Raw genomic sequence first — 25,204 nt, forward strand, 5'->3', positions numbered from 1 at the left:
CCTTTCTCGCTGTTAGCCAACGTGACGGTCACACCACTCCCGTGCCGCGGAGAACCAGAGGTGCGCGGTCCGGTGCAGGTTGAGGGCGTGCCCCGTGTCGGGCACGATCAAGGCTTCCAGGCGGGCCTCAGGGGAGTACCACCTCGACTCCTGCTCCAGGAACCCGGTGGAGCTGGCGGAATCGGTTCCACCCTCGCCGCACAGCAGGCGGTCGTTCTCACCGACCACGATGAGGACCGGAACCCTGATGGCCGCATTCTCGGTGGGCAAGGGGAAGTCCTCGCTGTAAACGTCAGCCGCCTTGGCCCGTTCGTCGGCCGCGATGACCTCGGGATCCGCAGTGGGGGCATGGTAGAACCACTCCTCACGCGTACCGGGCCTGGTCGTGTAGTAACCGGCGTCAACGCCCCGGTCAGCCAACCGGGGGTCCTGGTCCGCCGCGCACAGGGCGGACTCGAACTCCGCGAAGGCCGCCTCGTCTGGCTTGCTGCACTCCCCCGTCAGGATGAGGCCGTCAACCGCATCCGGCTCCCTGATCGCCAGGGAGCGCGCCAGGGTGGAACCGTAGGAGTGCCCGACCAGGACGACACGGTCGAACCGGAACCCGGCGACACCGTTCCCGCGGAGCCGGCTCGCGATCTGTGACACCACATGGACGTGGGTCCCCTTGCGGAACCCACCCGAGGGCGGGACCGAGCTCCTCTCCCCGGCACCGAACCTGTCCACGGCCAGTGTCGCGTATCCGGCCTCGGCCATGGCCTCGGTGTAGGAGGGACGGTCCGGGTCACCGCGCGTCAGCCAGTACTCGCTTCCATACGTGCCCCCGGGAACCAGCAGCTGCACGGTGCCCGCGGGTTCCCCGCCGGGGAGAGTCAGCAGCCCCGCGACCACGTGGTCGCAGGGCAGGCCAGGGGCGAGGGACACACTGATCATGACCTCGACCTTCGAAGGCCTCAGGTCCTGTCTCTCCGTCGATCCAGCAGTGGACATCGGTACTCCTCGGGTACGGGCCATGGCGGTGCCGGACGGTGGCACCGCCATAGCCGGGGTGGGGGTCCGTCAGCTACTGACCGAGCCTTCGGAACCGCTGAACACACAGCGGGAAGAAGATCGCGACGATGACCAGCGGCCAGACGACCGCCATCAGGATCGCGTTCTGCACGATCCAGCTGTCGCCGCCCCAACCGGGGTTGCCGAACAGCTCGCGGGTGGCGGCGACGGTCGAGGACAGCGGGTTCCAGTCCGCGATCGTGCCCAACCACAGCGGCATGGTGGCGGTCGCAACGAAGGCGTTGGAGAGGAATCCCAGCGGGAACTCCAGCGTGTGCACGGCCATGATGGCGCTCTCGCCCCGCATCACCAGGCCGACGTAGATGCCCATCCAGACCAGGGAGAAACGGAGCAGCAGGAGCAGCCCGATCCCGGCGGCGGCCTCGCCGGCCGTACCGTTCCACTGCCAGCCCACCAGCAGACCGCATCCGATGAGGAGGAACAGGGTGATGGTGGACTTGAGCATGTCCGCGACGCAGCGGCCAACCACCACCGCTGAGGGCGCCATCGGCATGGAGCGGAAGCGGTCCGTGACCCCGCGGGAGGCGTCATGGGCGACGGCGGTGACGGTCTCCCCGATGCCGAAGACCATCGCCATGGCGAACATGCCGGGCATCAGGAACTCGCGGTAGTTCCCGCCTCCGGGCACGATCATCGCACCGCCGAACAGGAATCCGAACATCAGCACCATGACCACGGGAAACAACAGCCCGGCGATCAGCTGTCCGGGTTGGCGCACCCAGTGGATGAGGTCTCGGCGGGTGACGGTCCACCCGTCCACGAGCGCCCACCGGAGCCTGCCGCCGGTGTTGGGCGACCCGACCTGGGCCGCGATCTTGGTGTCGTTCATCGGGCTGAGGCCTCCTGGGCAGTCTCGGGAGTCTGGGAGGCGGCCGTACCGTCACTGGTGAGGTGCAGGAACACCTCGTCCAGGGTCGGACGCCGCAGGGCAATATCCTCAACAGCGATCCCGGCGCCCTCCAGCGCCCTCGCCACCTCGGTGAGCGCGGTGACGCGGTTGTCTACGCCGACACTGATCCGCCGGGTGTCACTCTCGACCGACGGCTGTCCGCCAGCCACCCGCTCCATGATCCGCGCGATCTCCGCCAGGGTCTCGGTGTCGTGCGCGACGACGTCGATCCGGTCTCCGCCGATCTGGGTCTTCAGGTCCCCGGGGGTCCCCTCCGCGACGACGGTGCCGGAGTCGATCACCGAGATCCGGTCCGCGAGCTGATCGGCCTCCTCCAGGTACTGGGTGGTGAGCAGCACCGTCGTGCCCTCGCTGACCAGCCCGCGGACCGCCGCCCACACCTCGTTGCGGCTACGGGGGTCCAGCCCCGTCGTGGGCTCGTCCAGGAAGAGCACCGGCGGGGAGAGGATCATGCTGGCCGCCAGGTCGAGGCGGCGCCGCATGCCCCCGGAGTAGGCACTGACCGCCTTCTTGCCGGTGTCGGTGAGCCGGAACTGCTCAAGCAGCTCGTCAGCGCGGCGTCCGGCCTGTCGAGCGCCCAGATGGTAGAGCCGCCCGAACATCTCGAGGTTCTGACGGCCGCTGAGCACCTCGTCGACGGCCGCGTTCTGCCCCACCAGCCCGATCTGATGCCGTACCTGAACGTCCTGGGTGGCGATGTCGTACCCGGCGACCCGGGCACTGCCCTCGTCGTGGCGCAGCAGTGTGGTCAGAATGCGCACCGACGTGGTCTTGCCCGCCCCGTTGGGGCCGAGCAGACCGCACACCGTGCCGCGTCGCACATTCAGGTTGAAGCCCTTCAACGCCCAGGCCTTGCCATACCTCTTGCCCAGGTTTTGTGCCGTGACCGCGAACTCGGTCGAATCCAAAGCATCCTCCTCAGAGCCAGCAACCGACCCTGCTTGTCGTACGCTGTACAGTACGGCATACGGAATCATGGACGCAAGGGATTCCGCAAAAATTCCCGTACGTTGTACGAAACGTGTCTTCGACCCTCCCTCCACAGACGTTAGGAAGAAGGAATAGAGGCACGCTTGGGACGTACTCGGCCCGATCAGCAGGGAAAGGACGAAACCGGTCGGCCCGGACGGAGGTAAAGAGCGAGGCAATCTCCGCCGCGCGATGTTTGGGCTGGGCGGCGAACGGCCAGGCAGGGGAGGGAGGCCACCATCCACGGGAGGAGACTTACATGAGCCCAAACACTCCGTCCCTGCGCGTCTTCGCCTCACCCGACCGCTACGTCCAGGGGCGGGGCGCGATGGAGCAGCTCGGCGCTCTGGTCGGCAAACTGGGGTACAAACCCCTGATCCTCACCGACGACGTGGTGCGGGACCTGGTCGACGACACGTTGACGCGCTCCTTCAAGGAAGCCGATGTGCCGCTGACCTTCGAGCGATTCGGCGGAATCCCCACCAGAGCCGAGTCCGAACGGGTCGGCGAGGTCATCGAGGAGAACGGCCACGACGTGATCGTGGGTCTGGGCGGCGGGGCGGCGATCGACGCCGCCAAGGCCGCGGGCGACAACGCCGGGGTGCCCTGGGTGAGCGCCGCCACCGTGGCCTCCACCGACGCGCCCACCTCCGCGCTCTCCGTGGTCTACACGGAGGAGGGCGCCTTCGAGTCCTACCGTTTCTACGACCGCAACCCCGCGCTGGTGGTGGTCGACACCCAGCTGGTGGCACAGGCCCCCGCCAAGTTCCTCGCGGCGGGGGTCGGCGACGCCCTGGCCACCTGGATCGAGGCCCGCGCCCTGCGGGGCACCGACGCCCCGAACATGGTGAACGGGCTCCCCACCAGGGCCGGAACCGCGCTGGCCCAGCTCTCCTGGGACATCCTGTGGGAGTCCGCCCTGCCCGCGCTGGACGCCGTGGAACGGAACCTGGTGACCCCTGACGTGGAGGCGGTGGTGGAGGCCACCACCCTGCTGTCCGGGCTGGGCTTCGAGTCGGGTGGGCTGGCCGCCGCGCACGCGGTGCACGACGGCCTCACCGCGGTGGACGAGACCCACCACCTGGCCCACGGCGAGAAGGTCAACATCGGTTCCCTCACCCAACTGCTCCTGGAGGGCGCCGCCACCGCCGAGGTAGAGGAGTTCGCCGAGTTCACCGCGCGGGCGGGCCTGCCCACCACGCTCACCGAGGCGGGTCTGGGCGATGCCGACGACGCGCTGTTGGACCGGGTGGTCGAGGCCACCATGGCCCCCGAGGAGACCATCCACAACCTGCCGTTCACCCCCTCCCACCGGGACGTGCGCGACGCGCTCCGCGCGGTGGAAGGGGTCGGCCGCAGGGTCAGGGAACGCGTGGGACTGGGCGCGCCCAAGGCACCGGAGAAGGACTGAGCCCGGAGCGGATCACCCCGGTTCACCCGGCCCGCCACAGTCACTGAGGGCCGTAGCCGCCCTGTGGGTCGGGGCCGCGCAGGCGGGACAGGGCCAGGGGGATCCAGCCGAGCAGGCTGACCACGGCGCCCACCGCGAGGGCGGTGCGCACGTCCCAGAGCTCAGCCACCGCGCCCGCGTACAGGGCCCCGACGGTGAGGGATCCGGTCATCAGGAACCGCAGGGTCGCGGTCATCCGGCCGAGCATCCGGTCCGGGGTGAGCCGCTGGCGCAGGGTCACCTGGACGACGTTGAGCGTTCCGATCCCGAACTGGGAGAGCGCCCAGATCACGCTGACCGCCCAGAAATTGGTGGCGGTCAGGAAGGGCACTGCCAGAGCGCCGATCCCGGTGACACATGAGGTGAGCAGCAGGGTCCGCCCGGTACCGAGGCGAGCGGCCAGGCGTGTGGAGGCCATCGAGCCGAGGAGGACCCCGACCGCGCCGACCATGAAGAACAGGCCCGCGCGCCCTTCGCCCAGGCCGAGGTCGGTGACGATCAGGACCGGTGCCATCACGATCAGCGGGCTCAGGCCGAGGTTGACGATCAGGGTGGACGCGGCGATCGGTCGCAGGATCTCGTGGCCGAACACGTACCGCACCCCCTCGCGGATCTCGGTGAGAAGGCGGCGGTCGCTCCGCTCCGGTCGTGGCTCCTGGGCCCGGACAGCAGCAGTGAGCAGTGACGACGCGCATTGGGCAAGGCCGTTGAGCAGCAGGACGACGGGGGAGCCCAGGAACTGCACCAGGTAACCCCCGCCGCCCCGCCCGACCAGGATCGCGGTGGACTGCAGGCCGGTGAGCGCGGCGTTCGCGGGCATCAGCCGGTCCCGGCCGACGAGGGCGGGCAGGAAACCCTGCTGGGCGACGCGTGAGAAGAGCGCCGCCGCTCCGCCCAGGAGAGCGCACACGTAGAGCTGGGTGAGGGTCAGGCCCCCCAGCGCCCAGGCGAGCGGGATCGACAGCAGGATCAGGCCGTGCAGGAACTGGCTGACGACGATCACCGGGCGGCGGCGGAGCCGGTCGGTCCAGACCCCCGCGGGCAGGCCGATGATCAGGTAGGCGGCGGTGGTGAGGGCGCCCAGCAGGCCCACCTGGCCGGGGGTGGCGTCCAGGGTGAGCACCGCGAGCAGCGGCATCGCCAGGGCGCCGACCTCGGTACCCGTGTCGGCCATGGTGCGGGCGGCGAAAAAGCGGCGGAAGCCTACGGACGCGAACGGCCCGCGGGCGGATCCTGGGGTGGATTCGGGACTGGTCGTGGTCATACGGGCATGGTGCGCGGACCGACACCTGGGGCACCATGAGTTCGGACATGGCCGATCTGCGACCGCGGCGGAGGCGTGATGATCGAGCTGACCTTCAGCACCGAGGAGATCACCGGCAGCCGGTTCGCCGTCTCCCCGCTCTGGGAGGTGGTGGCCGCGCGCATCCAGCTGACCAGGGCCGCCCCGGATCCGGTGCACCGGGTGTGGGCCGGGGAGGTCTCGGACCGGGTCAGGAGCTCGGAACGGGAGTGGCCGATGTTCAGCGAGCTGGTTCGCCCGGGTTCGCGGATCGTACCTGCCCTGGTGTGCCCCGTGCCCTCCCTCGCCATGCCGGACCTGCCCCTGGAGCTGGCCTCGGTGCGCGCCCAGTCAGCGGAGTTCGTGCGCGCCTCGCTGGAACTGGTCTCCGAGGTCCGAGGCCCCCAAGTGGACCGTCTGCGGGACGAACCGGAGGACGGGCTGCGGCAGCTGGCCGACGAGGTCGAGGCCTACTGGGAGACAGCGGTCGCGCCCTACTGGCCCCGCGTGCTCTCACTGTTGGAGGGCGAGGTGCTCTACCGCGCCCGTCGGCTGGCGGAGGGGGGCGTGGGCCATGCGTTCGCGGACCTGGACCCTCGTATCCGCTGGAAGGGCCCGACCCTGCGAGTGCCGAGCAAGGTGGTCGACGGCCCGCGCGACCTGGACGGACGCGGCCTGGTCCTGACCCCGTCGGTGTTCGTCCATCCGGGTGTGTGGCACATCCTTTCGCCACTGGCCCCGCCGACCGTGCGCTACCCCGCACGCGGTGTGGGCACCCTCTGGGAGCGGCGGACGTCCGCGGTCCCCGAAGCCCTGGCCGGGGTACTCGGACGGACCCGGGCACTGCTGCTGTCCGAGCTGGACACTCCCGCGAGCCACGGGGACCTGGCCCGGCGCACCGGGAGGTCGAAGGCTTCGGTCTCGGAGGCCCTGACGGCACTGCGCCGAGCGGGGTTGGTGAGCGCTCACCGCACCGGCCGCTACGTCCTGCACGCACGCACCGGCGTCGGTGAGGCCCTGGTCGCCGGGGTCCGTCCGGATCCGGGTGCGGGTGCAGGTGCGGCCAAGCCTGCGGATCAGCCCACGATCGGACGCTCCTCGGGGAGCTCGTAGGCCCGGCTACGCCGCCGCATGGCCAGTGCCGAGGCCAGGGTGATGGGGCCGATCCGACCGACGAACATCAGGAACACCAGGATCATCTGCCCCAGCACCGGCAGGTCACCGGTGATGCCGGTGGACAGACCGACGGTCGCGAAGGCCGAAGTGGTCTCGAAGAGGATCTGATCCAGGGTGAACGGCGTGATCGTCATCAGGGCGAGAGTCGCGGACAGCACCAGCCCCAGCGACAGCAGTGCGACGGTGGTGGCCTGTGACACCGTGGCCTGGCTCAACCGGCGACCGGCCGCGTGCACCGTGGGCTCACCGCGCACGTTGCTGTAGATCACCAGCATCAGGACCGCGAAAGTGGTGACCTTGATACCGCCCGCGGTGCCCGCGCTGCCGCCGCCGATGAACATCAGGATGTCCGTGACCAGGAGCGTCTGGGTGTTCATCGCACCGAAGTCCAGGCTGTTGAAGCCGGCGGTGCGAGGCATGACCGCCTGGAAGAAACCGGTCAACAGCTTCTCCCGCACGTTCAGGGCCCCCATGGTGGCCGGGTTGTTCCACTCCAGGGCGAGGAAGGCCGCAAGTCCGATCAGCAGCAGCGCCGCCGACATCCCGGCCGTCAGCTTGGCGTGCACCGACCAGTGCCGTGCTTCCCCCCGCTTCCGGGAGAACCGCCACAGCTCCACCCAGATCGGGAAGCCGAGCCCGCCAGCGATGACGGCCAGGGCGATGGGCACCGTGATCCACGGATCCGTGGCGAACCCCTCCATGCTGTCGGAGTAGAGGGAGAACCCGGCGTTGTTGAACGCCGAGATCGAGTGGAAGATCCCCGTGTACAGAGCGCTGAAGAAGTTTAGGTCGTAGGCGAGCCACCAGCGCAGGGTCAGCAGGACCGCCAGCGCGCCCTCGAACATCAGGGTCACGTAGAGCACCCCGGTGACCAGTTGGCGTACCTCGCCCAGGGAGACCCCCTTGGCCTCCGTACCGGTGTAGACGGCCATCCGCAGGCCCAGTCGGCGGCCCACCACCAGAGCCAGCACTGTGGCCAGGGCCATGACTCCGAAACCGCCGACCTGGATCAGCAGGAGGATCGTCACCTCGCCCAGAACGGACCAATACCCGGAGGTGTCCTCCACCACCAGCCCCGTAACGCTCGCCGCGGAGACGGCGGTGAACAGGGCCGTGGACGGAGCCGCGGGCTCACCGGTCTCGGTGGCTTGGGGAAGCGAGAGCAACCCCGTGCCCAACAGCACCAGGGCAGCGAAGGCCACCACGGTGAACTGGGGAGGACTCGCCCAGAACCACCTTCCCTTCCGGAGCCCGGACCCCGACCGAAGGCGTCGACCCAGGATCACGAGTCTTCCTCCGTCGTCCTGAAGCGGTACCCCAGACCCGGCTCGGTGAGGAAGTAGCGGGGTCTGGGCGGGTCCGGTTCCAACTTCTGCCGGATCTTGGTCATGAACACCCGCAGGTAGTTGGTCTCCCGCCCGTAGTTGGGGCCCCAGACCTCCTGGAGCAGCTGCCGGTGGGTGACGAGTCTGCCGCGGTTGCGCACCAGTACCTCCACGATGTGCCACTGCCTGGGAGTGAGCTGCACGGCCTCCCCGTTCCTGGTGATCCGCTGCGCGGCCAGGTCGACGGTGAAGTCCTCGGTCGCCACCGACACCTTCTCCTCCGTGGCCGTGGTCCTGCGCATAGCCGCACGGATCCGGGCGAAGAGTTCGTCCATACCGAACGGCTTGACGACGTAGTCGTCGGCGCCCAGGTCCAGAGCCTGGACCTTCATCGGCTCGGTATCGCGACCGGACAGGACGACGATGGGTACGTCCGTCCAGCCACGCAGCCCCCGGATCACATCCAAACCGCTCATCTGCGGTAGTCCCAGGTCGAGTAGTACGAGGTCGGGGCGGTGGTGTGCGACGAGTTTGAGCGCGTGCTCCCCGGTGTCGGAGATCAGGGCGGTGTAGCCCCGCGCCCGCAGGTTGAGATCGAGCGCCCTGAGCAGACGGGGGTCGTCGTCGACGACCAGGACCGCCGGCGCGGCGGTGTTCCGCTCGTTCATACGGATCCGTTCTTCACGAAGTCGGTGCGTCCTTCTCTCAGGGGCGCCTGAACTGGTGTTTCGCCGCTTTCGTCCGGCGTCAAGATGGTAAGGGGTGCGCACCGGGCAGAGCCCGGCGCACACCCCGCGGGCGCTCCTCCGGTTCAGGGGGCCGCCTCGTCCAGGGCGAGGTTGAGGTTGAGCACGTTGACCCCTGGTTCGCCCAGCACTCCGGCGGCGCGCGGTGCGGTGTGCTCCCCGATCAGGGCCTCCACGTCCTCGTGCGGAACCCCCCTGGCCTCGGCGACCCGGTCGGCCTGGAGCCGGGCGTTGGCCACCGAGATGTGCGGGTCCAGCCCCGAGGCCGACGCCGTGACGGCGTCCACGGGGACCTGGTGGTCCTCCGCGAGCCCGTTGACGGCCCGGTACTCCTCGGCTCGGGCGGCGAAGTCCTCCAGCAGCCCTTCGTCCAGGGGGCCGAGGTTGGCGCCGCCGCTGGCCGCGCCGTCGTGGTCCACGTCCGAGGGACGCGGGTGGAAGTACCCCTGACCGGTGAAGCCCTGGGCGAGCTGCTCCGAGCCCACGACCCGGCCGTCCCGTTCCAGCAGGGAGCCGTTGGCCTGGTGGGGGAAGACGGCCTGGGCCGCCCCGGTGACCGCAAGCGGGTACGCCAGTCCGGTCACGAGGGTGAACAGCGCGAGCATGCCCGCGGCCGTGATGAGGTTGCGGACCATGTCAGAGCACTCCCAACGCGATGATGGCCGTGTCGATGACCTTGATGGCGACGAACGGCGTGATGAGTCCGCCCAGGCCGTACACCAGCAGGTTGCGCCTCAGCGCTGTGGTGGCCGATCCGGGCCGGAAACGCACTCCGCGCAGCGACAGCGGCACGAGCGCGATGATGACCAGGGCGTTGAAGACCACCGCGGAGAGGATGGCCGACTCCGCCGACTGCAGGCCCATGATGTTGAGGCTCTCCAGCCCGGGCAGGGCCGCCGCGAACATCGCGGGCAGGATCGCGAAGTACTTCGCGACGTCGTTGGCGATGGAGAAGGTGGTCAGCGCCCCTCTGGTGATGAGCAGCTGTTTGCCGACCTGGACGATGTCGATGAGCTTGGTCGGGTCCGAGTCGAGGTCGACCATGTTGGCGGCCTCCCGGGCGGCCTGGGTGCCCGTGTTCATCGCCACGCCCACGTCGGCCTGGGCCAGCGCGGGGGCGTCGTTGGTACCGTCACCCGTCATGGCCACGAGCGCCCCGCCGTCCTGCTCCTGGCGGATCAGCCGCAGTTTGCGTTCGGGGGTGGCCTCGGCCAGGTAGTCGTCCACCCCCGCCTCGTCGGCGATGACGGCGGCGGTGCGCCGGTTGTCTCCGGTGACCATGACCGTACGGATGCCCATGGCGCGCAGCTGCGCGAAACGTTCGCGCATGCCCGGTTTGACGGTGTCCTTGAGGTGGACGACCCCGAGCGCCCGGGCCGGGGCGCCCGCCCCGGGGACCTCGGCGACGGCCAGCGGGGTGCCGCCCTGGTCGGCCACCGCCGCGGACAGCCGATCCAGTTCCGCGGGCGCCTCGCCGCCGTTCTCGCATACCCAGCGGGCGACGGCGTCGACCGCTCCCTTGCGGACCAGGCGGCCGTCCTCGTCCAGGCCGCTCATCCGGCTCTGGGCGGTGAAGGGCACCGGGGTTCCGCCGATCTCTTCCGGCCGCCGGAGTCCGGGGTACCGGGCCGCGGTGAAGTCCACGATGGATCGGCCCTCGGGCGTGCCGTCCGGGAGGCTGGAGCGGTGCGCGGCAGCGGCGAGCTGATCGTCCGGCACACCGGGCAGGGGCAGGAGCTCGGCAGCCTGCCTGTTACCCAGGGTGATGGTGCCGGTCTTGTCCAGCAGCAGTGTGGTGATGTCACCGGACGCCTCCACAGCCCGCCCGGAGGTGGCCAGTACGTTGCGGCGCACCAGCCGGTCCATGCCCGCGATGCCGATCGCCGACAGCAAGGCGCCGATCGTCGTGGGGATCAGGCAGACCAGGAGGGCTACCAGGACGAGGGGGTCCTGCCGTGCCTGCGAGTAGACGGCCATCGGCTGGAGGGTGACCACCGCGATGAGGAAGATGAGGGTGAGCCCGCCCAACAGGATGTTGAGGGCGATCTCGTTGGGGGTGCGTCGGCGTTCGGCTCCTTCGACCAGGGAGATCATGCGGTCCAGGAAGGTGTCGCCGGGGCGGCTGGTGATGCGCACGGCGATGGAGTCGGAGAGCACGGTGGTTCCGCCGGTGACAGCGGAGCGGTCTCCCCCGGACTCACGGATGACGGGCGCGGACTCACCGGTGATGGCGGACTCGTCCACGCTGGCGACGCCCTCGACCACCTCGCCGTCTCCGGGGATGGTCTCCCCCGCCGCGACGACGCACGTGTCACCGACCCGTAGCTCGGTTCCCGGGACGCGTTCGGTGGTGCCGTCGGGGTGTCGGACCAGGGCGGTCGTGCTTCCGCGCACGGCCCGCAGGGCGTCCGCTTGGGCCTTGCCCCGGCCTTCGGCCAGGGCCTCCGCGAAGTTGGCGAACAGCACCGTCGCCCACAGGAAGAAGGTGATCAGGGCACCGAAGACCAGTCCTCGGGTGTCCGTCGTCCCGGCGTTGACCAGGAACACCACCGTGGACAGCACGCTGCCGACCATCACCACGAAGATGACGGGGTTGCGTACCAGGGTTCGTGGGTCGAGCTTGCGCAGCGCCTCGACCAGTGCGCGGCGCAGGACCGGTCCCGAGGTCAGTGATCCGTGGGTCGGTACTGGTACCGGCCCCTCCTCGGAGCGGGGTGCGTCCGGTGTGTCGGGGGGGCAGGGGGCGGTGGCGGTTCCCCCCGGTCGGGGGGAGGGTGTGTTCTCGTCCATGTGGGTGCTCACAGTGTGAAGTGTTCGGCGAGGGGGCCGAGGGAGAGGGCGGGGAGGAAGGTCAGACCTGCGACGATCACGACCACGGTGACGGTCAGCCCGGCGAAGAGCGGGGTGTGCGTGGGCAGGGTTCCGACCGTGGCGGGGACCGGTCGTTTTCGGGCCAGCGACCCGGCGAGCGCCAGGACCGGGATGATGAGCAGGAACCGGCCGACCAGCATGGCGATGCCCATCGTGACCGTGTACCACCAGGTCGAGGAGTCCAGGCCCGCGAACGCCGACCCGTTGTTGTTAGCGGTGGAGGCGTAGCCGTAGAGGATCTCCGACAGTCCGTGTGGCCCCTGGTTGCCGAGTGAGGCCAGGGCGGCGCTGTTGACCGCCGTGGCCGCGGCGAACCCCAGCAGGACCACCGGCATGGCCAGGACGTACAGCATGACCAGGGTGATCTCAGTGGAGGTGATCTTCTTTCCGAGGTACTCCGGGGTGCGTCCGATCATCAGTCCGGCGATGAAGACCGTCAGGACGGTCATCACCAGGAGGCCGTTGAGTCCCACGCCCACACCGCCCGGACTGAGCTCGCCGAACATCATGTGCAGCATGGTCGCTCCGCCACCGAGCGGGGTGAGGCTGTCGTGCATGGCGTTGACCGACCCGTTGGACGTCCCGGTGGTGGAGGCGGCCCACAGGCCGGAGGCCGCCGGTCCGAACCGGGTCTCCTTGCCCTCCATGTAGCCGCCGGACTGCTCGGCCGTGACGGACTGGTCCACCCCCATGGCCTCCAGCCGCGGGCTGCCCGCCCCCTCGGCCCCCATGATCACCAGCGAGAACGTCGCCCAGACGGTGAACATGATCCCGAAGACCGCCCACCCCTGGCGCCGGTCCCGGACCATGTGGCCGAAGGCGAAGGCCAGCGCGAAGGGGATGACGAGGATCGCCCACGTCTGGACGAAGTTACTCAGGACGGTGGCGTTCTCGAAGGGGTGCGCTGAGTTCATGTCGAAGAACCCGCCCCCGTTGGTGCCCAGCTGCTTGATGGCGACCTGGCTGGCGGCAGGACCGCCGGGGATCGCCTGGGCCCCTCCCTCCAGGGTGGCCGCCGCGGTGTGCCCGTTGAAGTTCTGGATCACCCCCTGGCTCACCAGTACGAACGAGACCAGCAGGGAGAGCGGCAGCAGGACGCGCAGGACTCCCCGGGTCAGGTCCACCCAGAAGTTGCCGACGGTGCGGGCCCCTCGGCGGGCCAGACCTCGGATGAGAGCGGCCATCACCCCCATCCCGGCCGCGGCGGAGACGAAGTTCTGCACCGTGAGCCCGCTCATCTGGCTCAGGTGCGACATGGTCGACTCGCCGCCGTAGGCCTGCCAGTTGGTGTTGGTCATGAAGCTGACCGCGACGTTGAACGCCACGTTGGGGTCGAGACCGGGCAGCCCGAGCGGGTTGAGCGGCAGCGCTCCCTGGGCCCTCAGCAGCGCGTACAGGGCCAGGAAGCCCACCGCGCTGAAGGCTAGGAGGGACAGCGCGTACCTGGTCCAGTGCTGCTCCTTATCGGGGTCGATCCGGCAGATCCGGTAGACCAGTTTCTCCACCGGGAGGAAGAACCGGTCGCCGGGTGCCTTGACGCCCTCGCCGTACCCGTAGACCTTGGCCATGTAGCGGCCGAGCAGCGGAGCCGTGGCCAACAGCACCGCGATCAGCAGGGCGAACTGGGCCCATGCGGTCGCACTCATCAGAACCTCTCCGGGAAGAGCAGGGTGGCCAGCAGGTAGAGGGCCAGGGGGAGGGCCACGGCCAGGGTGAGGGCCTCGTCCCAACTCATGACGTCACCGTCTTCTGTACGCCGGTACGCCCGGCGTGGTCCGTCGCGTCCCCGCGGGCCCCGGCGGGTCCCACCGGATCGGGATGGGGATCTTCCGGGTCCGGACCCAGGAGGTGCTGGCACATCCGCACGTAGACGGCGCACAGGGCGATGAAGCCCGTACCCGTCAGCAGGAGGAGTAGGTCCGCCATGTTCTCGTCCATGTTCCTTGCTTCGATCGAACGCGGGGCGGGTGCGACCGCCCCGGGGCGTGAGAGCGCCGCAGACGAGGTTGGGTCGGCAAGGACGGCGGGCGGCACACCGGTAGCGCTCCCTTAACGTCCATCCGGGGGGATTTAGCGGACAGTTAGCGCCAAACGCCCCAAAAACGCACGGCGACCGGTGAGGATGGTTCCGGAGGAGGAACTGCTGTGACACGTGGAAACTTGCGGGTCTATCTGGGGGCGGCACCCGGGGTGGGCAAGACCTACCGGATGCTGGACGAGGCCCACCGGCGCCGTGACCGCGGCGCGGACGTGGTCGTGGGGTTCGTCGAGTGCCACGGTCGGGTGATGACCGAGGCGATGATCGACGACCTCGAAGTGGTCCCGCGCACCCGGATCACCCACCGGGGCCGCTCCTTCGAGGAGATGGACCTGGAGGCGGTCCTGGAGCGCCGCCCCCAGGTCGTCCTGGTCGACGAGCTCGCGCACAGCAACGTCCCCGGCAGCCGCAACGCCAAGCGCTGGCAGGACATCGAGGCGCTGCTGGACGCGGGCATCACCGTGCTGTCCACGCTCAACATCCAGCATCTGGAGTCCCTCAACGACGTCGTGGAGCGAGTCACCGGGATCCGCCAGGGCGAGACTGTGCCCGACGCCTGGGTGCGCGCCGCCGAGCAGATCGAGCTGGTCGACATGACCCCCGAGGCCCTGCGCAAGAGGCTCGCGCACGGCAACGTCTACCGGCCGGAGAAGATCGACGCCTCCCTGGGCAACTACTTCCGCAGCGGCAACCTGTCCGCCCTGCGGGAGCTGGCCCTGCTCTGGCTGGCCGGCCGGGTCGAGGACGAGCTGGAGAGCTACCGCAGCGACCACGGTGTGACCGACACCTGGGAGACCCGGGAACGGGTCGTGGTCGCGCTCACCGGCGGGGCCGAGGGCGAGACCCTACTGCGCCGAGCGGCCCGCATCGCCCGACGCGGCAGGGGCGCGGACCTCCTGGCCGTGCACGTGGCCCGCAGCGACGGCCTCACCGGAGCCGACCCCGCCTTGCTGGCCCGGCAACGCGTCCTGGTGGAACATCTGGGCGGCACCTATCACCAGGTCCTGGGCGAGGACGTGGCCCGCTCACTGATCGCGTTCGCACGCGGGGTCAACGCGACACAGCTGGTCCTGGGGGCCAGCCGTCGCGGCCGGATCGCCCGACTGCTCTCGCCCGGCATCGGGGCCGCCACCACGGCCCTGTCCGGACCGATCGACGTCCACCTGGTCACACATGAGCACGCGGGGACACGGCCGCCCGCGGGCCGCCGGGCCGCGCTCTCCCGACGCCGCCGGTTGCTCGCCTGCGCGGTGGCGCTGCTGGCCCTGCTCATCGTGGGGTTCGGCATCGTCACTCCGGCGAGCGAGGCCTTCCTGGGCAGTGCGATCGCGCTGGTGTTCGCCACAGTGACGGTGGTCGCCCTGGTCGGGGGGATGTGGCCCGCGCTGCTGACCTCGGTCAGCGGCTTCGCAGTGCTCAACTTCTTCTACACAGAGCCCTACCTCACCTTCACCGTCGCCTCCATGCAGAGCGTCCTCGCCCTGGTCGGCTTCGTGGTCGTGGCCGTATCGGTGAGCGTGGTGGTGGACCAGGCGGCTCGCCGTACCAGGGAAGCTGCCCAGGCGGGGGCGGAGGCACAGGTTCTGGCGACCGTCGCCGGCAACGTCCTGCGGGGCTCACGCCCGCTGGAGGCCCTGATGGAGCGTCTGCGGGAGACCTTCTCCCTGACCTCGGTGGCCCTCCTGCAGCGCAGGCCCGGTTTCTCCGCGCGTCCCGACCAGCGCCAGGACCGCCGGAGGTGGGAGGTGGTCGCCGCCTCGGGCGAGGACCACCCCCTCTCCCCGTCGGAGCAGGACACAGAGGTACCGGTGGACGACGACCTCACCCTGGTACTGCGCGGCCGGCGGCCCGAGGCAGGTGACCGCAGGATCATCGAGGTCTTCGCCGTCCAGGCCGCGGTCGCCCTCCGTCAGGAGCGGCTGGAGCGGGAGGCCGCTGCGGCCAGACCCCTCGCGGAGGCCGACCGGATGCGGACCGCCCTCCTCTCAGCGGTCAGTCACGACCTCCGAGCACCGCTGGCCTCGGCCAAGGCGGCGGTGACCAGTCTGCGCAGCCGCGAGGTGGACTTCAGCGAGCAGGACCGGGAAGGGCTGCTGTCGATGGCGGACGAGTCCCTGGACCAGCTGACCCGGCTGGTGACGGACCTGCTGGACATGAGCCGCCTCCAGGCCGGGGTGTTGGGTGTGACGGCACGCCCGCTACAGGTGCGGGAGTCCGTGTTCTCCGCGTTGGACCAGTTGGACGGGGCCGCGGCGGACGGGGTAAGGGTGCTGGTTCCGGAAGAGCTCCCGGACGCGGTGGCCGACCCGGGACTGCTGGACCGAGTACTGGTCAACATCATCGGCAACGCCCTGAAGTTCAGCCCGCGGGACCGCCCTCCGGAGGTCTCGGCGTCCTGGAGCGGCGACCGGATCGAGGTGCTGGTCGCCGACCACGGGCCCGGTGTCGCGGAGGAGGACCGGCAGAGCATGTTCGTACCGTTCCAGCGGTTGGGTGACTCCGACAACCAGAGCGGCCTCGGGCTGGGCCTGGCCCTCTCACAGGGTCTGGCCGAGGCCATGGGAGGTTCCTTGGCGGCCGACTCGACCCCGGGCGGCGGGCTGACGATGCGTTTGACCCTGCGGGTGCCGGAGTGCACGCAGGAGGCGGCGGGGCCGTAAGGGCCCCGCCGCCGGAGAAGGACGCGGTACCGGTTCCTGGTACCGCGACGGCAGGTTGCCGCGGTACTAGTTCAGGCCCTTGCGGGTGAGCAGGGGCTCCATGCGGGGCTCGCGGCCCAGGAAGTCAGTGACGGCCTCCATCGGGTCGACGCTGCCGCCGCGGGAGAGCACCTTCTCACGGAAGGCGTCGCCGCCCGCGCGGGTGAGGCCGCCGTTCTCCTTGAACCACTCGACGCTCTCGGCGTCCAGGACCTCACTCCAGACGTAGGAGTAGTAGCCCGCACTGTAGCCGTCGTCGGAGAAGATGTGCTGGAAGTACGTGCTCCGGTAGCGGGGGCGGACCAGCGGGTGCAGGGCGCCGACCGCTTCCAGCGCCTCGGCCTCGAAGGACGCGGGGTCCTCCACGGTCTCGCCGGGGGCCAAGCGGTGCCAGGACCAGTCCAGCAGCGCGGCCGCGAGGTACTCGAAGGTGCCGAAACCCTGGTTGAACCGGCTGGCGGCGGTCAGCCGCTCCACGAGGTCGGTGGGCACCGGCTCGCCGGTCTCGTGGTGCTTGGCGTAGTTGGCCAGGATCTCCGGCCAGAGCGCCCACATCTCGTTGACCTGCGAGGGGAACTCCACGAAGTCGCGGGGCACGCTGGTGCCCTCAACCCGGGGGAAGCGCACCGCGGACAGCAGCCCGTGGATGGCGTGGCCGAACTCGTGGAAGGCCGTCTCGACCTCGTCGAAGGTGAGCAGCGTGGGCCCGGACACCGGCTTGGTGATGTTCAGGTTGTTTACCACCACCGGCTTCTCTTCCAGCAGGAACGACTGGTCGACGAGGTTGTGCATCCACGCGCCGCCGCGCTTGGTCGGGCGGGCGTAGGGGTCTAGCAGGAACAGGCCCAGCGCGGTACCGTCCTCGTCGAACACCTCCCAGACGCGCATGTCCGAGTGGTAGCCCTTGAGGTCGGTGCGCTCGGCGAAGGTGACCCCGTACAGCAGGGTCGCCGCGTGGAAGACGCCGTCCTCGATCACCCGGCCGAGTTCGAAGTAGGGCCGCAGCACGCTCTCGTCGAAGTCGTAGCGGGCCTTACGCACCTGTTCGGTGTAGAAGGGCCAGTCCCACGGCTCGATGTCGTGCCCGGCGTGCTCGGCCAGGACCCGGGCTTCCTTCTCGACGTTGCGGCGGGCCGGACCGACCAGCTGGGCGAGCCGCTCCTCGACCGCCTCGACGGTCTTGGCGGTCTGGTCGGCGACCTTGTACGCCGCGTGGTCGGGGTACCCCAGCAGCTGGGCCCGCTCCGCCCGGATCTCGGCCGTGCGGGCGGCGATCTCCAGGTTCTCCGGAGCGCGTTCGGTGCTCAGGGTGTACAGGCGCTCGCGGACGGCCCGGTTGGTGAGCTGGGCCAGGGCGGGCTGCACGGTGGTGTTCAGCAGCGGCAGGACGTACTCGTCGCCCTGCTTGATGGCGCTGATCTGGGCCTCGTCCAGGCCGTCCAGGTCGGCTGCGTCGGCGGTGACGAGGGCGTTCTCGCTGGTCGCCTTGACGACGTTGCGGGAGAACTCGGTGCCGAGCTCGGCGAGCTGGGCGTTGAGGTCGCGCAGCCGCTCCTGCTCCTCGTCGCCGAGGTCGGCCCCGGCCTTGACGAAGTCGAGTCGGTACCGCTCCAGCAGCCAGGACTCCTGGGGGTCGTCGGTGGTGACCTGCTGGATGCGGGCCCACAGCTCGCGGTTGAGGGAGATCGCGTCCCGGTGCCGGGCGGCGAGGGGGACGATCTTCTCCTCGATCTCACGGATGCCGTCGGTGGCGTCGGAGCCGGTCAGGGTGTGCAGCACGACCTCGACCCGCTTGAGGGTCGCTCCGGAGCGCTCCAGCGCGGCGATGGTGTTGTCGAAGGTCGCGGGCTCCGGGTTGCGGGCGATCGCGTCGACCTCGGCGAGGTGCTCGGCCACGCCCTGTTCGAAGGCGGGCAGGTAGTGCTCGTCACGGACCGCCGCGAAGTCGGGCAGCCGGTACGGGAGTTCGCTGGGTGACAGGAACGGGTTGGCGGTCAAGAGGTGGTGCTCCTCGTTTTTCAGGGTAGGGCGCTCGTGCCGTTCTACCCTGCCGCCGACCGGCCTGTCACCCGCGGGCGGTCTCAGCTCGCTCCGATGACGTACGGATCCGGAAGCGGCTCCCGGCTGTCTCCCAGAGGGAGCTCGACGATGGGGACGTATCTTCCGATCGCCTCACCCGAGCTGCCGGTCGATCTGTAGCTGAGCGTTCCGCCCCCGGCCTCGACCGGGTACTCGGAGTTGAGCAGCATCAACATGCTCCGCACCGCACGGGGGGTCAGGGGGCCCTCCACCCCCTCCTCGTCATTGGTCATCCGCACCGCGCTGGCGGCCACCGCCACGGCGTCGTGGTTGGCCAGCGCGTAACCGTTGACAAGGCCTTCGACCTCGGCGTCCGGAAGATAGTGCAGGTAGGCGTTCCGAAACTTCTCGTACCCCTCGGGAACAGCCTCCGAGCCGGGGGGAGCGGTCTCCCAGCGGGTGTCGAACCCGGACGCGTACACGAGGTTAATGTCGTTCGCCTCCGCGATCCCCATGGTCTTCTCGTTGTTGGCGGCGCTGAGGCCGGTGGCGACGAACAGCACGCGCAGGGGTTCGTCGAGCCGGCACGGGATGGAGTCCAGGCTGTCCAGGAAGACGTCCAGGTCAGGCGCGCGACCGGCGTAGAGGACCGTGTTGACCCCGGTGTTGCACACGTTTCTGGCGATGATGTTGAATTTCGCCTTGCTCGGGGTGTCACCGAGCGTGGTCCCCTCGAACGGCTGCTCGTAGTCGTCGGCGTCGAGGTAAGCCGAGAGGTGTTCCTCGTAGGCCTCGCGGAGCGTGTCCACGAAGAGGTCGCGTTCATCGGTGTCGTTGTCGTACACGATGAGTGCCCGGACCGGATCGGGTTCGGCGTCGAGGTAGTCGCCGAGCGCCCTGACGTATTCGTTGTTGCTGGGCACCACCCGGATCACGCCGGGCAGCGCCGGGTTCTCCTCGTCGCCGCCGTCGTTGATCCCCCCGGGGCCGTGGGCCAACCCGTCGGCGGTGACGGCGGAGGAGATCATGGGGATGCTCTCCTCGTTCAGCCGCTCAGCGATGTCGCGCGTGCTGGTGACGCTCACACCCATGCCGGTGACGGCGACCAGGGGCCGGTCCCTGTCGTCGGACATGGCCACGAGCTGTTCCACCACCGGCTCCCACTGCTCCTGCCGGCTGCCCACGTTGGCCAGGACCAGTTGGATCTGCGGGGACTGGTCGCCGAAGTTCTGGGTGTCGTTGGCCCGCCGCACGGCGGTGTAGGCGCCCTCCAATGAGCGGAGCATCCGTTCGGGGTCCATCGGGCTGACCTCGCCGAAGGTCAAAATACCGAGAAAGGCCACCCTGACCACGGGGTTTTCCTCATCAGCCAGGTCCGCGACCCGGTCGTTCTCCGCCTTGATCCGTTGTTGGATGTCCTCGAACTCGGGCCCGAAGGGAAAGGAACCGTCGGTGACGCCGACGCACTCGCCGCCCACCTCCCGGACCCCGCTGCCGGGGCCGCCACAGGTGAACTGGTCCCAGAAGGCCACGGTGGTCGTGACGAGGACGACGGTGAGTACGCCCGCGAACCCCAGGAGCAAGACGCGTTTCCAGTCCTTGCCGCCCGTGTCCGCCATCCGTGGCCACCTCTCCTTTTCCGCGCTCCTGGGGCACAGGGCCTCCGCTGGACCATCAAGGATTTATGATGCGCGTTTTTCCTCGATATATGAGCGAAAGCCCCTTTCGTGACTCAGGCGTTATAAGAATTCCCTCCCTTGCATCGCCGAAAATCACTGATGCGACTTATTCGACCCTTAGTCGGATACGGGACCTGGGTTCCGAAACAGTCACACCACGCCAATAACGTCACTGGCCCACACTCATCCCTCTCGGACAGACCCCGCCGAAGGCCCCTTGCGAAGCCCTGGTTACATGAGCGTGAGCCAACCCGCACGGAGGTGTCACTTGCCCGATGCGACGGGCGTTCCCCCCAGTGCCACGGGTGTTCCCGGCCCCTGGGGAACCCGCCCGCTCCCCCGCTCGGCCCTTCCCCCCGTCGGCGCTCCTGACCTGCGCGGCCCGCTGCGCTTCGTGTGGTGGCTGATCGCCGAACAGCCCTGGCGAGTCCTGCGCGGCACCTTCTACAGCACCCTGTGGATGGTCGGGCTGGTGTTCCCGCCCTACGTGCTCGCCCGCGCGATCGACGACGGCCTGCGTGCCGAGAACCCCCGCGCGCTCTTCCTGTGGGCCGGGACCGCCGCCGCGGTGGCCGTGGCGACCGCGACCGTGTCGATCCTGCGGCACCGGACGATGTCCCTGATCCGGACGGACGCCGCCCACCGGACCATGCGCGCGATCACCCGGCACTCCACCGTGCTGGGGTCCTCCCTGTCCCGCCGGGTCTCCTCCGGTGAGCTGTCCACCGTGCAGGCCAGCGACGTCCTGAGAATCGCCAACATCCTCACCATGACCGGCCCCGGGGTGGGCGCAGTCATCGCCTACGCGGGCGTCTCGGCCCTGCTGTTCACCATCTCCCCGCTGCTCGCCGCGATCGTCGTGCTCGGCGTCCCGGTGCTGGCCGTGGTCATCGGCCCGCTGATGGGGCGGCTGCACGGGCGGCAGAGCGTCTACCGCGAGCACCAGGGGAACACGACAGCACTGGCCGCGGATATCGTGTCCGGGCTGCGCGTGCTGTGCGGGATCGGCGGCAAGGCGCACTTCGCCCGCCGCTATGAGGAACGGTCCGGGGAACTGTTGGAGCAGGGCTACCGGGTCAGTGAGACCACCAGCTGGTTCCACGCCGTGAGCGCCTGCCTGCCCGTGGTCTTCCTCGGCGCGGTCACCTGGGTGGCCGCCCGCCTGACCGTGACCGGGCAGATCACCGTCGGCGAGACCGTCGCCGTCTACGCCTACGTGGCCATCCTCATCCTGCCGGTGTTCTTCCTCATCGAAGGGGCCAACAGCATGATCGAGGGGCTGGTCTCCGTACGCCGGGCGCTCGACCTGCTCACCCTCCGGCCCCCGGACACCGGCAGCGGCAGGGACCGCCCCGGCCCGGAGGAGGGCTCGGAGCTCATCGAACCGGACTCCGGGGTGCGCGTCCCGCCGGGCCGGACCACCGCCCTGGTCAGCGCGGACAGCCACCACACCGCCGACATCGTGGACCGGCTGGGCCGCTACACCGCCTCCGACACCAGCTGGGGCGGGGTGCCGTTGCGCGACCTGGAGCTCGACGAGGTCCGCCACCGGATCCTGGTCTCCGATAACGACGCCTACCTGTTCGCCGGTTCCCTGCGCGAGGTCCTGGACCCGCACGGAACCCGTGACGACACCGAAATCCACTCCGCGCTGCACGTCGCGGGCGCTGACGACGTGGTCACGTCCATGCCCGACGGCCTGGACTCCGCGGTCGAACCCCAGGGCCGCAACCTCTCCGGCGGCCAGCGCCAACGGGTCCGGCTGGCCCGGGCCCTGCTCGCCGCCCCCGAGATCCTGCTCCTGGTCGAACCCACCTCCGCCGTGGACGCGCACACCGAGTCCACCATCGCCGAACGGCTGCACGAGGCACGGGCCGGGCGCACCACCGTGGTCACGGGCGCCTCACCGCTGCTGCTGGACCGGGCGGACCGGGTGGTCCTGCTCGTGGCCGGGAAGGTGGCGGCGATCGGCACCCACGGCGAACTGCTGGCCGAGCGCCCCGACTACCGGGCGCTGGTCTTCCGCGGCGACCTGGGTAAGGAGAGCCCTCATGAGTGAACGACTACCGGTCGCCGACCGCGCCCAGGCACGCCGCGACACCGTCCAGCTGCTGGGCGCCGAGCGCCGACGGGTCACCCGGGTCGTCCTGCTGACCTGCCTGGCCACCGGCGCCGGACTGGTCGGCCCCTACCTGCTGGGCCGGATCATCAACATGGTGGAGGACGGCACCGCCACCCCGGGCATGGTGGACCTGCTGGCCGCCGGTGTGGTCGCCGCGGCCTGCGTCCAGCTCCTGGTGACCCGTTACGCGCGCCGCGCCGTCTACCGGTTCGGCGAGCACGTGCTGCGGCGCCTGCGCGAGGACTTCGTCGGCCGGGTGCTGTCCCTGCCGACCCGGGTGGTGGAGCGCTCGGGCACCGGCGACCTCACCACACGCGCCTCCGCCGACGTGGGGACCGTGGGCACCAGCCTGCGCGGGGCACTGCCGGAGATCAGCATGGCCCTGCTCCAGGCCCTGGTGCTGGTGGTCGCGATCACCTGGTTCCACCCGCTGCTGGGCCTGTGCGCACTGCTGGGGCTCCCGCTGATGTGGCCCGCCGCGCACTGGTACCTGAAGCGTTCCCGCGAGACCTACCTCGCGGAGGGTGCCGCGCTCTCCACCGCGTTGGAGAGCAGCACCGCCACCGCCGAGGGCGGCCGCACCGTGGAGGGCCTGGGCATCCAGGAGGACCGCCGCGGGGTGACCGACCGGGACGTCGGCGTGCTGTACCGGGCCCGCCGGGGCTCCCTTCGGCTGCGGACCGTACTGTTCCCGGTCGCCGAGTCGGTCTTCGTGCTGCCGGTCTCCGTCACGCTGCTGGTGGGCGGGATGCTGTACATGAACGGCGGGATCAGCCTCGGTGTGCTGGTGACCTGTCTGCTGTACGTACAGCAGCTGATCGACCCCATGATCGGCATCACCCAGCGGCTGGAGGAGCTCCAGCGGGCCGGGGCCTCGTTCGCGCGGCTGCGGGGCGTGCAGCAGCTGCCGGAGGAGTCCGCCGAACCGGGCCGGGTCCCGGCGGACGACAGGATCGAGCTGTCCGGGGTCCGCTACGCCTATGTTCCGGGGCACGACGTGCTGCGCGGGGTCGACCTGGAGGTGCGCCCCGGGGAGCGGCTCGCGGTGGTGGGCCCCTCCGGCGCGGGCAAGACCACCATCGGCCGCCTGCTGTCCGGGGCGGACGTCCCCGGTTCGGGACGGGTGCTGCTGGGCGGAGTCCCGGTCGCCGAACTCTCCCCGGAGGTACTGCGCGAGCGAATCGTGCTGGTCAACCAGGAACACCACGTGTTCACCGGGACCCTGCGGGAGAACCTGGCCATCGCCGCCCCGGGCGACGACGGCTCCGACGAAACCCTGCTGCGCGCCCTGGACGCGGTGGACGCCGACTGGGCGCGGGAACTGCCCGAGGGCCTGGACACCCGAGTGGGTTCGGGCGGCCAGGCCCTGGACCCGGCCCGGGCCCAGCAGGTGGCGCTCGCCCGCGTGGTGCTGCTGGACCCGCACACGGTGGTGCTGGACGAGGCCACCTCGTTGCTGGACCCGCGGGCGGCCCGGCACACGGAGCGTTCACTGGCGGCCGTTCTGGAGGGCCGGACGGTGATCGCGATCGCGCACCGCCTGCACACCGCGCACGACGCCGACCGGGTGGCCGTGGTCGCGGACGGTCGGATCACCGAGCTGGGCCCGCACGAGGAGCTCATCTCGGCGGGCGGGGCCTACGCCGCCCTGTGGAGCTCCTGGCACGGCACTGACTGATCCGGCGGCCCGACCCCAGCTGGGCGGGTTCGGGCCACTCGTCGGTCCGGTGCCGGGCTCGGTGGTGATACCGCTGGTCAAGCCAGCAGCCGAAGATCACACAGGGGTGATGAACTCCAGCCGGTTCCCGTTGTTGTCGTGGGTGTGGAACCGGCGGCAGCCCGGGAAGTCGTCGTTCCAGGTGATCTCGTGCCCGGCGGCGGTGACCCGCTCGGCGAGGGCGTCGAGTTCGCGGACGAGGATGCCGGGGTGGGCCTTGCGCTGCGGGGTGAAGTCCTTCTCCACGCCCAGGTGGAGCTCCAGGGCGTCGGCGCGTACCCAAAAACCGCCGCGCGCGGCCAGGACCGGAGGTTTGGGGATCTCGACGAAGCCGAGGACGCCCACGTAGAAGGCCCGGCACTCGTCCTCACCGCCCGGGGGCAGCGAGATCTGCACGTGGTGGAGCCCGAAACCGAACTCGGTGCCGGTGCCGGGCCTCGGCGAGGGGCGCTCGTGGATGTATTCCAGGCCGTCGATCTCATCCCACTGCTCGCCCACCCGCTCGAAGCCGAACCCGGCGATGGTGGCGAGTGAGGCGGTGTTGTCCGGCCGGATCGAGGCCCGGACCGACGCGACCTCTGGGGAGGCGTCGGCCCTGCGGAGCAGCTCGACCAGGATCGCCCGCGCGTAGCCGCGGCGACGCAGTTCCGGGACCACCGAGTAACCGATCTCCACCATCCGGCGCTCGTCCGGCGGACCGTGGAAACCGGCGTGGCCCACCGCGCGGCCGTCATCGGTGTCCACGACCACGTTGGCCAACCAACCCGCCCGGCTGGGCACCGCGCGGAGCTGCCCGAGCCGGTAGCGGCTCAGCCAGCGCATCTCCTCGGTGGCGAAGTGCTCGCCCAGTTCGGTACCGATCAGCGCACCGGCAGTCTCCGTGTCCCCTTCGGCCAGCGCGGCAAGCACGGGTTCGGTCATCTCCACCAGGCGGATTCCGCGGCCGCCGGCGCGGTCGGAAGAGGACGTGGGTGCGAGGCCGGAGGCGTCGGTGCGTCGTGGCCCGGGAGGTGTGTCGGTGTCTGTCACGTTTCCATCCTTATCCCCGGGACCCCTGCCGCCACAACGGGTTTTCGTTCTCCCGCGCCCTGCCGTGTCCCGCCGCTCCGGCGGCCGACTGTCACCGGGCT

Annotated in this window: 19 protein-coding genes; 5 read left to right on the forward strand and 14 right to left on the reverse strand. The window is 70.0% G+C overall.

Annotation, left to right across the window (positions count from 1 at the left end):
• Positions 1 to 12: 12 nt before the first annotated feature.
• The 3 genes from D457_RS0103510 to D457_RS0103520 all read right to left on the reverse strand — a co-directional run bounded on the left by D457_RS0103510 (position 13) and on the right by D457_RS0103520 (position 2,889).
• Complete coding sequence (locus tag D457_RS0103510; protein WP_017579258.1) at positions 13 to 933, reverse strand: alpha/beta hydrolase; 921 nt, start codon at positions 931 to 933, stop codon at positions 13 to 15.
• A 130-nt stretch (positions 934 to 1,063) separates the two neighbouring features.
• The gene (locus tag D457_RS0103515; protein ID WP_017579259.1) at positions 1,064 to 1,900 is read right to left on the reverse strand and encodes an ABC transporter permease; all 837 of its coding nucleotides are present in this window, start codon (positions 1,898 to 1,900) and stop codon (positions 1,064 to 1,066) included.
• A complete protein-coding gene (locus D457_RS0103520) occupies positions 1,897 to 2,889 on the reverse strand; it encodes a daunorubicin resistance protein DrrA family ABC transporter ATP-binding protein (RefSeq protein ID WP_017579260.1) in 993 nt (330 codons plus the stop codon). Before D457_RS0103520 ends, D457_RS0103515 begins: the two co-directional genes overlap by 4 nt.
• Positions 2,890 to 3,209: 320 nt before the next feature.
• Between D457_RS0103520 and D457_RS0103525 the strand changes: the two genes are divergently transcribed.
• A complete protein-coding gene (locus D457_RS0103525; protein ID WP_017579261.1) occupies positions 3,210 to 4,361 on the forward strand; it encodes a glycerol dehydrogenase in 1,152 nt (383 codons plus the stop codon).
• Between the two features lie 40 nt (positions 4,362 to 4,401).
• Here the strand turns inward: D457_RS0103525 and D457_RS31780 are convergent, their stop codons facing one another.
• On the reverse strand, positions 4,402 to 5,664 hold the full coding sequence (locus tag D457_RS31780) for an MFS transporter (protein WP_051072852.1): 1,263 nt from the start codon (positions 5,662 to 5,664) through the stop codon (positions 4,402 to 4,404).
• 78 nt (positions 5,665 to 5,742) lie between these two features.
• On the opposite strand from D457_RS31780, the gene D457_RS31785 reads away from it, so the two are divergent.
• Positions 5,743 to 6,795, forward strand: coding sequence for an ArsR/SmtB family transcription factor (locus tag D457_RS31785; RefSeq protein ID WP_017579263.1), 1,053 nt, complete (start codon positions 5,743 to 5,745; stop codon positions 6,793 to 6,795).
• Here the strand turns inward: D457_RS31785 and D457_RS0103540 are convergent.
• From D457_RS0103540 to D457_RS0103570, 7 genes are all read right to left on the reverse strand, one after another.
• A complete protein-coding gene (locus tag D457_RS0103540; RefSeq protein WP_017579264.1) occupies positions 6,759 to 8,063 on the reverse strand; it encodes a TrkH family potassium uptake protein in 1,305 nt (434 codons plus the stop codon). The genes D457_RS31785 and D457_RS0103540 overlap by 37 nt on opposite strands.
• Before the next feature lie 77 nt (positions 8,064 to 8,140).
• Positions 8,141 to 8,851, reverse strand: a complete 711-nt coding sequence (locus tag D457_RS0103545; RefSeq protein WP_017579265.1) for a response regulator — start codon at positions 8,849 to 8,851, stop codon at positions 8,141 to 8,143.
• Positions 8,852 to 8,994: 143 nt separating this feature from the next.
• Positions 8,995 to 9,564 (reverse strand): K(+)-transporting ATPase subunit C, encoded by a 570-nt coding sequence (gene kdpC, locus D457_RS0103550; RefSeq protein WP_017579266.1) that lies wholly within the window; start codon positions 9,562 to 9,564, stop codon positions 8,995 to 8,997.
• A gap of 1 nt (position 9,565) precedes the next feature.
• Positions 9,566 to 11,719 carry a potassium-transporting ATPase subunit KdpB gene (kdpB, locus tag D457_RS0103555; protein ID WP_039830956.1) on the reverse strand — a complete coding sequence of 718 codons (2,154 nt, stop codon included), beginning with the start codon at positions 11,717 to 11,719 and terminating at the stop codon, positions 9,566 to 9,568.
• A gap of 8 nt (positions 11,720 to 11,727) precedes the next feature.
• On the reverse strand, positions 11,728 to 13,446 hold the full coding sequence (kdpA, locus tag D457_RS0103560; RefSeq protein WP_017579268.1) for a potassium-transporting ATPase subunit KdpA: 1,719 nt from the start codon (positions 13,444 to 13,446) through the stop codon (positions 11,728 to 11,730).
• On the reverse strand, positions 13,446 to 13,535 hold the full coding sequence (locus D457_RS34485; RefSeq protein WP_017579269.1) for a potassium-transporting ATPase subunit F: 90 nt from the start codon (positions 13,533 to 13,535) through the stop codon (positions 13,446 to 13,448). The genes kdpA and D457_RS34485 overlap by 1 nt, the downstream gene beginning before the upstream one ends.
• Positions 13,532 to 13,738 (reverse strand): hypothetical protein, encoded by a 207-nt coding sequence (locus tag D457_RS0103570; protein WP_017579270.1) that lies wholly within the window; start codon positions 13,736 to 13,738, stop codon positions 13,532 to 13,534. The genes D457_RS34485 and D457_RS0103570 overlap by 4 nt, the downstream gene beginning before the upstream one ends.
• Positions 13,739 to 13,945: 207 nt before the next feature.
• On the opposite strand from D457_RS0103570, the gene D457_RS0103575 reads away from it, so the two are divergent.
• On the forward strand, positions 13,946 to 16,498 hold the full coding sequence (locus tag D457_RS0103575) for a sensor histidine kinase (protein WP_026116293.1): 2,553 nt from the start codon (positions 13,946 to 13,948) through the stop codon (positions 16,496 to 16,498).
• 66 nt (positions 16,499 to 16,564) lie between these two features.
• On the opposite strand, the gene D457_RS0103580 is transcribed toward D457_RS0103575, so the two are convergent.
• Together D457_RS0103580 and D457_RS0103585 are read right to left on the reverse strand one after the other, a co-directional pair.
• A complete protein-coding gene (locus D457_RS0103580) occupies positions 16,565 to 18,535 on the reverse strand; it encodes a M3 family metallopeptidase (protein ID WP_017579272.1) in 1,971 nt (656 codons plus the stop codon).
• A gap of 83 nt (positions 18,536 to 18,618) precedes the next feature.
• Positions 18,619 to 20,175, reverse strand: a complete 1,557-nt coding sequence (locus D457_RS0103585) for an ABC transporter substrate-binding protein (protein ID WP_017579273.1) — start codon at positions 20,173 to 20,175, stop codon at positions 18,619 to 18,621.
• A gap of 295 nt (positions 20,176 to 20,470) precedes the next feature.
• Between D457_RS0103585 and D457_RS0103590 the strand changes: the two genes are divergently transcribed.
• Both D457_RS0103590 and D457_RS0103595 read left to right on the forward strand, forming a co-directional pair.
• Entirely contained in the window at positions 20,471 to 22,294 is a 1,824-nt protein-coding gene (locus tag D457_RS0103590) for an ABC transporter ATP-binding protein (RefSeq protein WP_193374443.1), read from the forward strand.
• Positions 22,287 to 24,035, forward strand: coding sequence for an ABC transporter ATP-binding protein (locus D457_RS0103595; RefSeq protein WP_017579275.1), 1,749 nt, complete (start codon positions 22,287 to 22,289; stop codon positions 24,033 to 24,035). The genes D457_RS0103590 and D457_RS0103595 overlap by 8 nt, the downstream gene beginning before the upstream one ends.
• Positions 24,036 to 24,131: 96 nt before the next feature.
• On the opposite strand, the gene D457_RS36870 is transcribed toward D457_RS0103595, so the two are convergent.
• A complete protein-coding gene (locus D457_RS36870) occupies positions 24,132 to 25,103 on the reverse strand; it encodes a GNAT family N-acetyltransferase (RefSeq protein ID WP_017579276.1) in 972 nt (323 codons plus the stop codon).
• Positions 25,104 to 25,204: the final 101 nt, after the last annotated feature.

This window comes from Nocardiopsis valliformis DSM 45023, assembly GCF_000340985.1.
Classification (GTDB): Bacteria; Actinomycetota; Actinomycetes; order Streptosporangiales; family Streptosporangiaceae; genus Nocardiopsis; species Nocardiopsis exhalans.

Coding starts and splice junctions, on each gene's coding strand:
- D457_RS0103510 (WP_017579258.1), bottom strand. CDS start 933: ATGATCAGTGTGTCCCTCGCCCCTGGCCTGCCCTGCGACCACGTGGTC.
- D457_RS0103515 (WP_017579259.1), bottom strand. CDS start 1,900: ATGAACGACACCAAGATCGCGGCCCAGGTCGGGTCGCCCAACACCGGC.
- D457_RS0103525 (WP_017579261.1), top strand. CDS start 3,210: ATGAGCCCAAACACTCCGTCCCTGCGCGTCTTCGCCTCACCCGACCGC.
- D457_RS31780 (WP_051072852.1), bottom strand. CDS start 5,664: ATGACCACGACCAGTCCCGAATCCACCCCAGGATCCGCCCGCGGGCCG.
- D457_RS31785 (WP_017579263.1), top strand. CDS start 5,743: ATGATCGAGCTGACCTTCAGCACCGAGGAGATCACCGGCAGCCGGTTC.
- D457_RS0103545 (WP_017579265.1), bottom strand. CDS start 8,851: ATGAACGAGCGGAACACCGCCGCGCCGGCGGTCCTGGTCGTCGACGAC.
- kdpC (WP_017579266.1), bottom strand. CDS start 9,564: ATGGTCCGCAACCTCATCACGGCCGCGGGCATGCTCGCGCTGTTCACC.
- kdpB (WP_039830956.1), bottom strand. CDS start 11,719: ATGGACGAGAACACACCCTCCCCCCGACCGGGGGGAACCGCCACCGCC.
- kdpA (WP_017579268.1), bottom strand. CDS start 13,446: ATGAGTGCGACCGCATGGGCCCAGTTCGCCCTGCTGATCGCGGTGCTG.
- D457_RS34485 (WP_017579269.1), bottom strand. CDS start 13,535: ATGAGTTGGGACGAGGCCCTCACCCTGGCCGTGGCCCTCCCCCTGGCC.
- D457_RS0103570 (WP_017579270.1), bottom strand. CDS start 13,738: ATGGACGAGAACATGGCGGACCTACTCCTCCTGCTGACGGGTACGGGC.
- D457_RS0103585 (WP_017579273.1), bottom strand. CDS start 20,175: ATGGCGGACACGGGCGGCAAGGACTGGAAACGCGTCTTGCTCCTGGGG.
- D457_RS0103590 (WP_193374443.1), top strand. CDS start 20,471: ATGAGCGTGAGCCAACCCGCACGGAGGTGTCACTTGCCCGATGCGACG.
- D457_RS0103595 (WP_017579275.1), top strand. CDS start 22,287: ATGAGTGAACGACTACCGGTCGCCGACCGCGCCCAGGCACGCCGCGAC.